Here is a 13615-nt window from a genome sequence, read left to right as displayed (position 1 = left end):
AAAATGGACACAATTGAAACTCAAGGTTTACAAACCATTAATACTGAAAACCCAAGAGAAATTCGTAATTTACTTGGTCAGTTTGCAACTGGCGTTACCGTGATTACAACCCGTGGTAAAGACGGTCGGAAAATAGGCATGACAGCCAATTCATTTTCATCACTGTCTTTAGCCCCGCCATTAATTTTATGGAGCCTTTCAAAAACAGCGCCAAGCTTGTCAGATTTTGTAGAAGCTGAATATTTTGCCATTCACATGTTGGCACAGGAGCATCACCAGCTTTCGGGACATTTTGCTCGGGGGGCTGAAGACAAATTTGCAGGCATTGCCCATCAACAATGCAATGCTGGCGTTCCAATTTTGTCCGATGCGCTCGCAACCTTGGTTTGCCGCAATGTAAATCAATATGAAGGCGGAGATCACCTGATTTTTATTGGTCAAATTGAACAATACCAACAACGCAAAGGTGAACCATTGGTATTCCACGCAGGAAAGTATCGGATTGCTGCAGAACATCCAGAATTAGCACATTAATTCACCACAATCACGATTAATCCGGTCGTGATTTTTTTATAGGAAATAAGAAGATGAAAAGCACTTTAATTAAACATGGCTTTTTAGCAGGGACATTGTTGGGTTTGCCCTTAGTTACACATGCTTATGATTTACCAACCGTAAACTTAGGTATGACCAGCTTTCTCGATGGTGGATTACCCGCAGGGCCCGGCTGGTATGCTCAAACTTACTTTCAAAATTACGATAGCAATAAACTGGTCGATTCCAATGGACAAAAACTCGGTTTACCTAAAACAGATTTAAATTATCAAGTACTGGTTGAACAGATTAGTTATTTATCAAATGTCCGAGTAAAAGATAAAGCCAGTTTAGGTATAAATTTTTTAATTCCTTTTGTCAGCAAAATGGACATGGATGATGGCTTGAATAATGCTGCAATTAAGGCCCAAAGTGGCTTTGGGGACATTATGATTGGACCTTTTATTCAGTTTGATCCAGTCATGCGTACACAAGGGCCAAAATTTGTACATCGTTTTGAATTTCAGGTGAATTTACCTACGGGCGAATACGATCAACAAAAAGATATTAACCCAAGTAATAATGCTGTTTCGTTTGATCCCTATTGGGCAGCAACATATTGGTTCAATCCAAAGTGGACAGCTTCAACACGCATCCATTATCTCTATAACTTTAAAAATGATGACCCAAGTTATGCTTTTGCTGGAGCTAATGATATGCAGGCAGGGCAAGCAATTCATGCAAACTTTGCAACGGACTATGCTATTACTGAACAGTTTCGCTTAGGACTGAATGGTTATTGGCTAAAACAAGTCACTGATACCGAAGTCGATGGTGAAAAAGTCAAAGGTCGACGTGAACAAGTTTGGGCAATTGGTCCGGGTGCGATGTATAGTTTTTCTAAAAATGATCACTTGGTTGCAAATGCATATTTTGAGCAAGATGCTGAAAACCGACCAGAAGGAACACGCTTACAAGTTCGTTATGTTCATCATTTCTAAGTCATAAAAAAAGCCTTTTATATTTATTGATATAAAAGGCTTTATCTATTTTTAGTTTACGAAAAAATTGAAGTAATTAAGCCTGAGCCTTCACTTTGACCAGAACGGCGGGGAGAAGAAGGGAACTCACCATAACGGCGTTTATATTCTTGAGAAAAACGACCTAAATGGCTAAATCCCCATTTAAAAGCAATGTCAGTGACAGAGAGATTTTCATTGTGCATCAGCTCTAAATGAGCTTGTTCAAAGCGTAATTCTTTTAAATAAGACATTGGGGTTGTCCCCAAATAGTTTTTAAAACCAGTAAATAGGGTTCTTACGCTCACGCCTGCATGCTCGGCCAGAATTTCGACGTTAAGCGGCTCGTGTAAATGTTCTTTAATATAGGCTTCTGTGCGCTTCACGAAATAAGGAGAGACTGTTTTTTCTTTATACTGATCAATTTTATGTAACGCATTATTAGGTTGACCATAAATGAGTGCATTAAACAAATTTGACTCAAATTGTTTAAAGGCTAAAGGATGATGAAGAGGATGTTGTTCACAAGCCAAAGCATCCATCAATGTTCTAACGAGCTGTAAAAAGTAGGCTCCACTTTGTGTAGCAAAGTCTAATTTTGGGTCGAAAACGAGTAAGTTGTTTTCTGAATCGGCAATGTGCTGACGGCAATGGTAAGTAAAATCATCCTTTGAAACTTTTAGAATGAGCTGTGGTGAGTTCGCGTGCCAGCGCATACGTAAAGATTGCTGAGGAGAAATAAGAGAAGCAACTTGAGAATAAGAAATAAACTTTTGAGAACCAAACTCGATTTCTGCGTAGCCTTGAGTTGGAATTTGAATGAGGTAAAAGTTATCAAGGTGATCTGGTTCAATAATGACATCCGCACCATATTCCAAGCGACTAATAGATAGTGCGCCTGTTTTAACATGGTGCATGGTTGCACTGAAATCTCGCTTTTGATGAGAGATTTTAAGATCATGCGGTTTAAAAATCTGCCCTACATTTCGGCAAGTTTCGCTTAAATCGTGATGATCAAACACCAGATTATGATTGGTAAAGATAGACTCATTTTGAAAATGACGCCCACTGAGTTCTGTGGAGTTGGCTTGGTTCATATTTATCCCTTTTGGCTCACTCCTGTATTTACTTGTGTTGTAAAAGCTTTAAAACTTCGCTGCACAGCAAGTAAATACGGCACTTAAAAAATTAAGTTATTCACAAATTACAATGAGATATAAGCAAAATACAGACCAATTTATCCGCTAATTAATATGATTTTCTCAAATTTTTACTTCGGATTTTGTCCATCAATTTAATACATTCGAGAAATAGAATAGGGGGATATAAAAGGCACTATAAGTTAATCTCATCATGATCTTATTCCTTAAGATCTATCAAAATTTATAGCAAATCCGAGCGAACTGGTCAATTTATTTTGTCGGAATTAATTATTTTATATTATTGATATATAAAAAACTTTTAATTTAAATGCAAAAATTCAATATACCCCTTATAAGAGTATATTGAATGATTTCAGGTTTAGTGGTTTTTAAATTATTTATACTTCAACGTGATGTATTGCTCTGTAAAAACTTCTCGCTATAAATACGATAGTTTTGCAAAGATTGTTCATCTAACCAATTTTTAACGGCTTCAATCATTGGTGGTGGGCCACATAAATACATATCAAAAGCCTGCTCAGCCAGTTGATCTTTATTTAAGTGCTCGTGAATATAGCCTGCTTTGCCTTGCCAAGCTTCAGTTGCTTTAGTCACAATCGGGTAATAACTAAAGTTCGGAAGCTGCTCTGCGTAGGCATGTAAACGCTGTTGTTCACATAAATCGGTTTCATTATTTACGCCGTAATACAACTGAACGGCGGGCGAGTTGGGCTGATCAACCAAGTTATCAAGCATTCCCAAGAAAGCCGATAAACCTGTTCCACCCGCTACAAAAACTAGTGGTCGTTCTACTTCACGTAAATAGAAACTACCAAGTGGGGCTTCAATGAGTAGGGGCTGTCCAACTTTACAGCGATCACGCAGGTAATTACTCATCACACCGTCTGGCAATAGACGAATTAAAAATTGCAATTGATTGGTTGTATTTGGTCTATTTGCAAAAGAATAAGAACGCCAATCTTCAGTATCTGGAATTTGCAAACGAGCATATTGACCCGGTAAAAACTGAAGTTGTTCAGTATGACTGCTTGCATCAAGATGTAAGATTGCTGTTGTTTCAGAAACCAGCTCAACCGCTGTCACTTTGGTTTCAATTTTTAAGGTGTCGCCAGCATTGCAAATAGCAGAATCATGATCAAAATAAAAGGCTGCATCTGATTTCACACGCGTCTGGCAAGCTAACATTTTACGCTCAGCCAAATCACGTTCACTTAATGCATCTTCATCAACATATTCTTGTTCATAAATACCGGTTTCACACTGTCCCTGACAGGTACCACAAACACCTTCACGGCAGTCTAGCGGGAGGTTAATTCCTTGGCGAACTGCTGCATCAAGCAGCAATTCGTCGTTATTTACCGAAATGAAAAAGGTTTTGCCATCGGCAAAATTAAGTGCAACTGAATGTCCCATTTTCATTCCCCTTAAACGTGATAGAAGTCTAAAACGGAATCAATTTTGTCATTCAGCAAAATGCTATGCTGACGACGAATGCGGAAACCATCTGCTGTTTGGCGTAAAAGATAAGTAGCGTGTCCGTAAAAACAGCCTTCTAAACCTTGACGGTTATAAAGCGTTTGCCATGCAACTTTTGCTTCAATTAATCCATCATCCAATGTTTTAACTCGGATGTTGTTTATGCTATGCAAAGTACGTGGTAACGGAGTTGCAGATGCTGCTTTACCTGTACGAATACGGAATACACGGTCTTCGAGTCCAGTACGGTCCGCATAATAAATATAAGACAAGCCCTGATTTGGATCTTGAACATAGTTATGGTCATCAATCCACTGTGGAATATGATATTCACTATCTTCATCGTAAAGCTCTAGATAGGCATCCCAGTCATAAGCATCACAAAGCTCTGCCTTTTTGTACAAAAACTGAGATACAGCAAAATGTAGTTCTTGTGACATGGTTACACCTCATCCATTACGGCATTGTTTTCAAAAGTAATATCCTGCATTTTCAGCGCTTTTTTATTTAAGCCGTCGAGCATTAGGCGTTGCCAGTGTCCATGTTGATTTACATAGAGTCCCTCGTGGGTAAACTCACGGCCAGTAATGACAGGTTGAATGCCTAAATCTTGTGAGTTTTTAGTTGCACCATATTCCCAAGACTGACAACCACGCGAAATATCGCTCCAACGTTCAAGTCGTGCTTGGAAACCTTTTTGCTGTTCACGGAATTCAACTAAATCGTCTGGTGTACCAAGGCCTGATACGTTAAAGAAATCTTCAAACTGGCGAATACGGTTACGGCGTGCTTCAGCAGATTCACCTTTAACACCAATACATTGGCTAATGACTTCAGTTTTATTCCATGCCACAGGGCGAACAATACGAAGCTGAGAACTAATTTGGTCCATAAAGAATAGGCTAGGGTACAAGTTCAAGTTTCTTAAACGGTGCATTGCCCACTCAGCATATTTGTCGCCATATTTTTCGACCATATATGGCATAACTGTGCTGTAACCCGGACGAACTGTTGGGTTCGGCATGTCACTAAACAATACGCTATGGCCATTTTTAAAACTAAACCAACCATCGTCAGTTTCTGAGTCACCGGCACCTAACTTGCTGTAGTCAAGCGTATCGAGTTCTTCACCTTTTGATGCATTGACTTGTTGACGGTGTTGGACTGTAGAGACATAGTTATAGTGAACGGTACTGACATGGTAACCATCTAAGCCATTTTCATTTTGTAGCTTCCAGTTACCTGCAAAGGTATAAGATGACTTGCCCTGTAATACTTCGAGTTCACCTGTTGGCGACTGGTTAACCATTAAATCAAGGAACAGTTTTGCATCGCCTAAAAAGTCTTCTAAAGAATCTGTTGCTTGAGTATCAAGACTTACAAATACGAAACCACGGTAGCTGGCAATACGGCCTTGTTTTAAGCCACGGCTTGATTTATCAAAATCTTCACAATATTCACCAGGCGCTTTTACCTTAACCAAACGGCCATCTGACTTATAGCACCATGCGTGGAACGGACATGTAAAGGTTGACTGGTTGCCTTTAGCAACGCGTGTTAAGGTCGCACCGCGGTGTTCACAAGCATTGACCATCGCGTGTAATTCGCCTTTACCATCACGGCTCACAATAATCGGTTGACGACCAATTTGAACTGTTAGGAAATCATGATTGTTTGGAATCTCACTTTCGTGACATGCATAAATCCAAACCTTTTCAAAAATAAGCTCCATTTCCAAGTCAAATAGTTCAGGCTCGGTAAACATATTACGTGCAATACGAAACACGCCATCGTTAGGACGGAAGTCGATACATCCATCTACAAAATCATTCCATTGTTTTAAATTAGATGAGGTCATTGCTCAATCCTCCAATCAGCTTTTAACTGATTGAACCGCGATTAAGCCTGAGCCTCTATCCGTTTTTTCCAGATCTTTATCCACTTTGTGCAGTTTTGATTTTTTTTAATTGAACTCTTTTTAAGAAAGAGTAGAGACTTAAATTTGTATGTGTTTTAACCTATTAAAGTTCCTTATAATGTTAAAGAGCATAAAATGAAATTTTGTGAACTAAGTCTATGAAAGAACAAAACTTAAAATTACAAATTAGAATTCTTTTAGAGCAAAACATTGCATTTGGTCCGGGTAAGGCAGACTTACTTGAAGCAATTGAGAGAACTGGTTCAATCTCACAAGCTGCAAAATCTATGAATATGAGCTACCGCCGTGCATGGCAGTTGGTCGATACGATGAACCAGTGCTTTGAAATAGCTTTAGTTGAAACTCAAACAGGCGGAACACATGGTGGTGGGGCAGCCGTTACAGCTTTGGGTCAGAAAGTCTTACAGCATTACCGCCAAATGGAAATCAATGCTCGACAAGCCTTAGAACATGATTATCAAATCATGAGTAGCTATTTAAAAGGCTAAATAAAAACTTTCATAGCGACTGAATTTTTTAATGTGGTATAGCTTTTGCTTAATCCAAAGTACATGCTGAAAAAGCACTGCTGCATTACAGTCATCTATATTTAACGAATTATACTTTTCATAATCTTCGTGTAGCGCTATATTCTTGGGTATATATCGCTGCAAAAACGACAAAAAGGTAAAAATAATGGTAAGTGATACGAAGATAAAAAAATTGGCTTTAGCCTGTTCAGTCCTCAGCATAGGATTGCTCTTTAATATCTCAGCCAAGGCTGAATCGGTTACCGTTTATGCAGCAGCGAGCTTAACGAATGCGATTAATGATTTAGAAAAAATTTACGAAAAACAGAATAAAGTAGAAGTCAAAACTTCATATGCAGGCTCATCGACATTAGCTAAACAAATTGAAGCTGGAGCACCAGCTGATGTATTTATTTCAGCAGATACCCAGTGGATGGATTATCTGCAAAACAAAAAACGAGTTGCAGCAAATGACCGTATAAATTTACTAGGTAACCGTTTGGTTCTAATTACCCCTAAAAGGCATTCACTAAATATAAAACTAGATAAAGCCACCGATCCTAATAAAGTGTTTACAGGCAAGATTTGTACAGGGGATACTAAAAGTGTGCCTGTAGGCAAATATGCTAAACAAGCTTTTACTAACTTAGGTTGGTGGAGTCGTGTTGAGCCAAAGTTAGTCGAAACAGAAGATGTTCGAGCAGCGCTAAACTTTGTTGCGCGTGGTGAATGTCAAGTCGGTATTGTCTATGCAACTGATGCTGCAATTAGTAAAGATGTAAAAGTAGTGGGTGTATTTCCGGAAAATACACATTCGCCAATTATTTATCCTGTAGGGATGATTAAAAAGAACTCAAACTCAGCAAAGTTCTATCAATTTTTACAAAGCACCCAAGCCAAAGCTGTCTTTAAAAAGTATGGCTTTAGTGTGCTCACCCCAGTTAAACCATGATGTTCTCTTTAACCCCAGAAGAGCTCAGCGTTCTGCAACTTTCTTGTAAGGTTGCAGCAAGTTGTCTTGTGGTCAGTATTATTCCTGCAATTTGTGTGGGATGGTTTTTGGCACGTAAAGAGTTCTGGGGTAAGTCATTTATTGAAACGTTAGTGTTTTTACCTTTGGTGTTACCTCCTGTTGTACCTGGTTATTTGCTTTTACAAGTTTTTGGTAGCCGCGGCGTTATTGGGCAATATTTGGCACCGCTTGGAATTGATTTTGCATTTAACTGGAAAGGCGCCGTTCTTGCCTCGGCAGTGATGGGTTTCCCGCTATTGGTTCAATCTATTCGTCTAGCGATTGAACTGGTCGATCAGCGTTTAGAAATGGCAGCAAAGACATTAGGTGCTTCATCTTTAGGGGCATTTTTTCATGTCACTTTACCTCTTGCCAGCAGTGGCATTTTAATTGGTGCTATTTTATGTTTTTGCCGTAGTTTAGGTGAGTTTGGGGCCACCATTACCTTTGTAGGTAATATTTCTAATGAAACACGAACTTTGCCTCTAGCCATGTATAGCTTAATGCAACAACCCGATACAGAGGCCGCTATTCAACGACTTATTGTTTTATCGCTAAGCGTGGCATTTTTAGCGCTATGGTTTGCACAGTGGTTTCATCGTTATCAAAAGAAACGCTTAGGGCGGTAGAAATATGTTAATTGATTGCCGTTTTCAGCTACACATGGGTCAATTTCATATTGAACCTAGTTTCCAGTCAGATGCTTCTGTTATTGGCTTATTCGGTGCATCGGGTTCAGGTAAAACATCGATTTTACATGCCATTGCTGGCCTGAACACTCCGCGTAGTGGGCTCATTAAAATACAGGAACAAACATGGTTTGATTCAGATCAAAAAATTAACTTGAGTACCCAAAAGCGGCATGTTGGATTGGTTTTTCAAGATGCTCAGCTTTTTCCGCATAAAACGGTAAAGCAAAACTTATTATTTGGTCTTAAGCGTCTATCCCAACAAGAACGTCACTTCGAAACAGATTACATTATTGAGTTATTAAAATTAGGGCACTTATTACAACGCATGCCCATTAAACTCTCAGGAGGGGAAAAACAGCGCGTAGCACTGGGTCGAGCATTGTTATATTCACCTAAGCTGTTACTGCTTGATGAGCCTTTATCAGCATTAGATGCGAATCATAAAGCCGAAATTATTCCTTTTTTTCAGAAAGTAAAAGAGGAAATAAAAATTCCAATGATTTATGTGAGTCATGATATTCAAGAGATTAAACATCTGACCGAAACTATGTGGATTTTATAATTTTTCATTTTTTATATGCATTTCCAAACTTACGAGAGTCGGAGTTATAGAGAACTCATTCTTAGCCTGCTGGAGATTGAACCCTAAAAAGTTACTAGGTTTGATAAACCATAAATCTGATTTTAGCCGAATAAATCAAAACCTGCTTTATTGAAAATGATTATTAACAATAAAATATTTCTGACCTTCTAATTTAATAAAACTAATATAAAACAACAATTTAATTTAAAATTTTAAGCTAAAGCTCATTTACCTGAGATCATAAATTAATCTTTTATCTTAATTTGCTATTGATAAGAATGATAATTATTTGCAATTATATTTATAGATTTCTTTATAATATAAATTGGAGTATCCACATGCGCTCTACCATCGTGGTCACAGGTGCTGCAAGAGGGATAGGAGCGGCTATTGCCAAGCAACTACTAGATCAGGGCTATCACGTTATTGGTATTGACCGACAAGAAAATCCTAAACAATGGGATATCAGCAAAACAATAACGCCAGATCAAACTTCACAATGGCAAGGCATCTCACAAGACATTACCCATCAACAAGAAACACAAACTTTAATTTCAGAGCTTTTAGAAAGATACGAAATTACGGGGTTAGTAAATGCAGCAGGAGTATTAATTATGCGCTCCATGCTTGAAGCCAAAACGGAAGATTGGGAAACACTTTTTGCGGTCAATGTCATGGCACCTATTGCGATTAGCCAACAAGTTGCTAAACATTTTTGTGCAAAAAGGCAGGGCAGTATTGTCACTATTAGTTCAAATAGTGCACGCATGCCGCGTATGCAACTTGGTATGTACGCCACCACTAAGGCCGCACTGAGTCATTTTTGTCGCAATCTAGCACTTGAAATTGCACCTTATCAAGTCAGGCTAAATATTGTTTCACCAGGATCTACTCTCACTCAAATGCAGCAACAACTCTGGACTGATAATACACCTCCACCTGCAGTAATTGATGGTGATTTGAGTCAGTACCGAACAGGTATTCCCTTAAGAAAACTCGCGCAACCAGATGATATTGCCAATACCGTGATCTTTTTACTTTCGGACCAAGCTGCCCAAATTACGATGCAAGAAATAGTGGTAGATGGGGGAGCGACACTTGGGGTTTAAAGATTACTTCAGCACAACAACCATCTGAAATTAAAAAATATTTTGAAAAATAGAAAAGGAAAATACTAATGAGTATTCCAAAGATTGCAAGTTATAGTATGCCCCAAGCCCATGAATTTACTCCCAACAAAACAAATTGGCCATTGCATACCAATCGAGCTGTTTTATTGGTTCATGATATGCAGCAATATTTTTTAGATTTCTATGACTTGACTCAGGAACCTATTCCAGAACTCATTAAAAACACCAAAGCATTAATTGACGCCGCTCATCAATCTAATATTCCCGTTGTTTATACAGCACAACCCGGCAATCAATCACCTGAACATCGACAATTATTAACTGATTTTTGGGGACCTGGTTTAAAGAACGAGCCGAGCTTTACGCAGATTTTGCCAAAAATTTCACCTCAAAAAAATGATACGGTTCTTACCAAGTGGAGATATAGTGTTTTTAAATTTTCACCTCTCGAACAACTCATGCGGGAGTCTGGTCGCGATCAACTCATTATCTGTGGTGTATATGCACATATTGGTTGTTTAATGAGTGCTGCGGAAGCATTTATGCTAAACATACAGCCATTCTTATGTGGTGATGCACTAGCTGACTTTAGCCGAGAAGAGCACGATATGGCGTTAAAATATGCTAGTACACGATGCGCTCAAGTCATGACAACACAACAAGTGATTCATGCATGGATGCAAGAACAAGATGTACTATCTTTAGCATAATAGTCATTTAACTTATTCTATTTAAAATATAAAAAGCAGATCATCGATCTGCTTTTTATATGGGTGGAAATGAATACTTATTTAGTAATATATAATGGTTATCATTATGTATTTGATAATTACTTAATATTGAATATCAAAACTTATATGTATATGATACACCGCTAAACACAAATGATAATATTTATCATATGTTAATCATTATATAGAATAAGGTCGGAAAATGACTTAATGAAGAGGGTCGCCATATGGTTCAGCTCAAGAATTCTTTTATTCACCAAGCGCGTACATGTAGATAGTGAGGTAGGAATAATATTAAATTATTCAGAAACTTATAATCAGCTCAAAGCTTATTTATAGGGTAATAAGCTCTGATTTATACATCAAATCATTTCCATAATTTTCAAGTAAGTATAGACAAAATAATTTTAAAAAATTTCTATATTTTTTCAACATTAAGGTTAATTAATCATGACAGCAACTTCAAAATCATTATTAAATGGACTACCCATAAAAAAATCGAGAATACAGGTTTTTGAAATTTTAAATCAAAATCCACAAGGCTTAAGTGCTGTGAGTATTTATACGCAAATTAAAAATGAACATAAAATAACGCTAGGAACGATTTATCGAATCTTGTCGGAATTTGAAAACCGTAAACTCATCAAAAGGGTGTTTTTAGGAAAAAGCAAAAGTATTTATAAGCTTAGAAAAGACAAGATGAGTTGTAACCTCATTTCGCTCAAAACCTCTGAAGCCTTGAACTTTGAACATGACAAAGTTAAAGAATTACTTCATGAGGTTACTGATATTATTTTTGCAAATACCGGAGTCGATATCAGTAGTGTTGAACTCAATCTATATACTGAATAAAAATCTTTTAAAGTGCCATAAAAAATAAAGGACAGCATCATACTGTCCTTTGATTCTCATTAAATCAGTTACTTGATAACTTTAATTCGAGTCGTAGCTGGAATAGTTAAAGGTGAATCTTTAGAGTTTTCAGCAACATAGTTTTCAAGCGCATCAATATCTTGACCACCACCGACACGGTTTTGGCCTTCTTTTAATACCGTAAAGTTGTCACCACCATCTGCCAAGAAGCTATTTACCGTCACGCGATACACTTTAGTGTCAACCAACGGTGAACCTGCAATCATAATATTACTTGCTCGTGGTGAAACAGATGTATTTGCCGCATATTGGTAACTCAACTCTTTAGATGGCTGTAAAATTCTAGGTGAATTTGCATTTGCACCAGACCATTGCTGTTCAAGCACATCTCTAATCTGTTTACCGGTTAAGCTCAAAGTCACAATAGAGTTACCGAAAGGTTGAACTGCAAAAACATCGCCAAAGGTAATCTGGTTATTACTATTAATGAGCAGATCCGCACGCACACCGCCTGGATTCATTAGTGTAAAGTCTGAGCCTTGATTACTTGCTTTTAAGGCAGCCGCTTGCTGAGCATCGGCAATCATAATACCTAGCGGACTTTCACCACTTTCGACTTGAGTACGGCTCACAACGGCAGTAGATGTACCAACCACACGACTTGAAATGGTGGTCACAGCTTGGCGGTATTTATCTAAAATCGCTTCAATGCTTGGGGTTTTGTTAAATTTTTGATAGAGGTCTGTCAGGCTTACCGTGGTTGTGCCAGACGTATAGGCCTCACTTTGTATAGGAACTTGTTTAGCATCTTTTTTAATGACATCACCAGTTTTACCATCTAATTCAATCTTGATGTCAGTAATGAGCGTGCCATATTGTCCAGCTGAAGTAAGTAAGAATGGTTTAGCTGGATTTTTTGTTGCATAGTCACAAATATAAGATTGATGTGTGTGACCTGAAACAACAATATCAACTGCTGGATTAAGCTTATCCAAAATTCCTAAAATCGGACCACTTAAACCATCACATGTTTTTTGATTGAGCTTCGTACTTGGCGCCGCACCTTCATGGACAACGACTACAATGGCTTCAATTCCTTGTTTTTTTAATTCAGGAATCAACGCATTTACTGTATCTGCTTCATCACGGAACTCAACGTCTTTAATACCTGCCGCAGAAACAATACTTGGCGTCGCTTTAAGAGTTAAACCAATAAATGCAACTGGAATTCCACCATAAGTTTTAACTTTATAGGCTGGGAAGATCGTTTTACTGGTGTCATTTTTCATTGCGACGTTAGCCGCAAGGAAATCAAATTTTGCACCACTAAAATTTTTATTAATTTGACAAGGTGCAGTGCTGGTATATTGCTGACATCCACCATTTTTTAAACGGCGTAATTCGTCTGTACCCCGATCAAATTCATGGTTACCTACAGCATTAAAGTCAATTTGAATATCATTCATGACTTCAATGGTTGGTTCATCTAAAAATAAAGAAGAGGTGAGAGGAGAGGCGCTAATTAAATCGCCTGCCGAAACCACAGCATTATTTGGATTTTCTGCTTTAAGTTTTTTAATTGCATCGGCAAAGTAACTCACTCCTCCCACAGGAATACGAACAGATTGAGCAGCATCATTTGGATTTGGTGCCTCGACATAACGCTTAGGTGGCTCAAGATTTCCATGAAAGTCATTAAAAGCTAAAATATTTACGGTTTGATTGCTTCTTTGGGCAGGTGATGCTGTGTCATTATCATCATCGTCATTACATCCCACCAATAATGCTACAGCCAGAGAAAGTGTTGTTACTTTAAAAAGTATTGTTAAATTTTTCATTTTTTTATCATTTGATCAATTAAGACGGATAAAAAAATACGCTTTTAGTATGAATGTTTGATGAAAGACCCAATAAGTAAATATGTTCGAAATATTAAAATTTGGACAAAAAACAC

General features: G+C 37.9%; 14 protein-coding genes. 9 read left to right on the top strand and 5 right to left on the bottom strand.

Annotation, left to right across the window (positions count from 1 at the left end; all coding sequences use genetic code 11):
• Window positions 1–3 precede the first annotated feature (3 nt).
• Both J536_RS05165 and J536_RS05160 read left to right on the top strand, forming a co-directional pair.
• Window positions 4–534, top strand: a complete 531-nt coding sequence (locus J536_RS05165; RefSeq protein ID WP_032062265.1) for a flavin reductase family protein — start codon at window positions 4–6, stop codon at window positions 532–534.
• A 53-nt stretch (window positions 535–587) separates the two neighbouring features.
• Window positions 588–1535, top strand: coding sequence for a SphA family protein (locus J536_RS05160; RefSeq protein ID WP_032062263.1), 948 nt, complete (start codon window positions 588–590; stop codon window positions 1533–1535).
• 56 nt (window positions 1536–1591) lie between these two features.
• Here the strand turns inward: J536_RS05160 and J536_RS05155 are convergent, their stop codons facing one another.
• The 4 genes from J536_RS05155 to antA form a co-directional block, all read right to left on the bottom strand.
• Window positions 1592–2650 (bottom strand): AraC family transcriptional regulator, encoded by a 1059-nt coding sequence (locus J536_RS05155; RefSeq protein WP_032062261.1) that lies wholly within the window; start codon window positions 2648–2650, stop codon window positions 1592–1594.
• Between the two features lie 450 nt (window positions 2651–3100).
• Window positions 3101–4135 carry an anthranilate 1,2-dioxygenase electron transfer component AntC gene (gene antC, locus J536_RS05150; protein ID WP_081404084.1) on the bottom strand — a complete coding sequence of 345 codons (1035 nt, stop codon included), beginning with the start codon at window positions 4133–4135 and terminating at the stop codon, window positions 3101–3103.
• Between the two features lie 5 nt (window positions 4136–4140).
• Window positions 4141–4632 carry an anthranilate 1,2-dioxygenase small subunit gene (gene antB, locus J536_RS05145; RefSeq protein ID WP_000076809.1) on the bottom strand — a complete coding sequence of 164 codons (492 nt, stop codon included), beginning with the start codon at window positions 4630–4632 and terminating at the stop codon, window positions 4141–4143.
• A 2-nt stretch (window positions 4633–4634) separates the two neighbouring features.
• Window positions 4635–6050 carry an anthranilate 1,2-dioxygenase large subunit gene (gene antA, locus J536_RS05140; RefSeq protein ID WP_019459119.1) on the bottom strand — a complete coding sequence of 472 codons (1416 nt, stop codon included), beginning with the start codon at window positions 6048–6050 and terminating at the stop codon, window positions 4635–4637.
• 218 nt (window positions 6051–6268) lie between these two features.
• On the opposite strand from antA, the gene J536_RS05135 reads away from it, so the two are divergent.
• From J536_RS05135 to J536_RS05105, 7 genes are all read left to right on the top strand, one after another.
• Window positions 6269–6619, top strand: a complete 351-nt coding sequence (locus tag J536_RS05135) for a winged helix-turn-helix domain-containing protein (protein ID WP_032057577.1) — start codon at window positions 6269–6271, stop codon at window positions 6617–6619.
• A 187-nt stretch (window positions 6620–6806) separates the two neighbouring features.
• Entirely contained in the window at window positions 6807–7592 is a 786-nt protein-coding gene (modA, locus tag J536_RS05130) for a molybdate ABC transporter substrate-binding protein (RefSeq protein ID WP_032057578.1), read from the top strand.
• Entirely contained in the window at window positions 7589–8281 is a 693-nt protein-coding gene (gene modB / locus J536_RS05125) for a molybdate ABC transporter permease subunit (RefSeq protein WP_032057579.1), read from the top strand. Before modA ends, modB begins: the two co-directional genes overlap by 4 nt.
• A 4-nt stretch (window positions 8282–8285) precedes the next feature.
• Entirely contained in the window at window positions 8286–8906 is a 621-nt protein-coding gene (locus J536_RS05120) for an ATP-binding cassette domain-containing protein (RefSeq protein ID WP_032057581.1), read from the top strand.
• A 359-nt stretch (window positions 8907–9265) separates the two neighbouring features.
• A complete protein-coding gene (locus tag J536_RS05115; protein WP_002113769.1) occupies window positions 9266–10036 on the top strand; it encodes an SDR family oxidoreductase in 771 nt (256 codons plus the stop codon).
• A 68-nt stretch (window positions 10037–10104) separates the two neighbouring features.
• Window positions 10105–10767 carry an isochorismatase family protein gene (locus tag J536_RS05110; protein ID WP_032003629.1) on the top strand — a complete coding sequence of 221 codons (663 nt, stop codon included), beginning with the start codon at window positions 10105–10107 and terminating at the stop codon, window positions 10765–10767.
• A gap of 471 nt (window positions 10768–11238) precedes the next feature.
• Entirely contained in the window at window positions 11239–11640 is a 402-nt protein-coding gene (locus J536_RS05105; RefSeq protein WP_005069251.1) for a transcriptional repressor, read from the top strand.
• Window positions 11641–11708: 68 nt separating this feature from the next.
• Here J536_RS05105 and J536_RS05100 read toward each other — a convergent pair whose 3' ends face one another.
• Complete coding sequence (locus tag J536_RS05100) at window positions 11709–13499, bottom strand: bifunctional metallophosphatase/5'-nucleotidase (protein WP_032057584.1); 1791 nt, start codon at window positions 13497–13499, stop codon at window positions 11709–11711.
• Between the last annotated feature and the right edge of the window lie 116 nt (window positions 13500–13615).

Origin of the sequence: Acinetobacter sp. 809848 (genome assembly GCF_000581275.1) — a bacterium.
Taxonomy (GTDB): Bacteria; Pseudomonadota; Gammaproteobacteria; order Pseudomonadales; family Moraxellaceae; genus Acinetobacter; species Acinetobacter pittii.
The sequence above is the reverse complement of the archived record's forward strand: the minus strand, read 5'-3'. Positions and strand labels throughout refer to the sequence as shown.

What these genes read in the sequence shown, in the direction of transcription:
- J536_RS05165 (WP_032062265.1), top strand. Translation starts at nt 4, where the DNA reads ATGGACACAATTGAAACTCAAGGTTTACAAACCATTAATACTGAAAAC.
- J536_RS05160 (WP_032062263.1), top strand. Translation starts at nt 588, where the DNA reads ATGAAAAGCACTTTAATTAAACATGGCTTTTTAGCAGGGACATTGTTG.
- J536_RS05155 (WP_032062261.1), bottom strand. Translation starts at nt 2,650, where the DNA reads ATGAACCAAGCCAACTCCACAGAACTCAGTGGGCGTCATTTTCAAAAT.
- antC (WP_081404084.1), bottom strand. Translation starts at nt 4,135, where the DNA reads ATGAAAATGGGACATTCAGTTGCACTTAATTTTGCCGATGGCAAAACC.
- antB (WP_000076809.1), bottom strand. Translation starts at nt 4,632, where the DNA reads ATGTCACAAGAACTACATTTTGCTGTATCTCAGTTTTTGTACAAAAAG.
- antA (WP_019459119.1), bottom strand. Translation starts at nt 6,050, where the DNA reads ATGACCTCATCTAATTTAAAACAATGGAATGATTTTGTAGATGGATGT.
- J536_RS05135 (WP_032057577.1), top strand. Translation starts at nt 6,269, where the DNA reads ATGAAAGAACAAAACTTAAAATTACAAATTAGAATTCTTTTAGAGCAA.
- modA (WP_032057578.1), top strand. Translation starts at nt 6,807, where the DNA reads ATGGTAAGTGATACGAAGATAAAAAAATTGGCTTTAGCCTGTTCAGTC.
- modB (WP_032057579.1), top strand. Translation starts at nt 7,589, where the DNA reads ATGATGTTCTCTTTAACCCCAGAAGAGCTCAGCGTTCTGCAACTTTCT.
- J536_RS05120 (WP_032057581.1), top strand. Translation starts at nt 8,286, where the DNA reads ATGTTAATTGATTGCCGTTTTCAGCTACACATGGGTCAATTTCATATT.
- J536_RS05115 (WP_002113769.1), top strand. Translation starts at nt 9,266, where the DNA reads ATGCGCTCTACCATCGTGGTCACAGGTGCTGCAAGAGGGATAGGAGCG.
- J536_RS05110 (WP_032003629.1), top strand. Translation starts at nt 10,105, where the DNA reads ATGAGTATTCCAAAGATTGCAAGTTATAGTATGCCCCAAGCCCATGAA.
- J536_RS05105 (WP_005069251.1), top strand. Translation starts at nt 11,239, where the DNA reads ATGACAGCAACTTCAAAATCATTATTAAATGGACTACCCATAAAAAAA.
- J536_RS05100 (WP_032057584.1), bottom strand. Translation starts at nt 13,499, where the DNA reads ATGAAAAATTTAACAATACTTTTTAAAGTAACAACACTTTCTCTGGCT.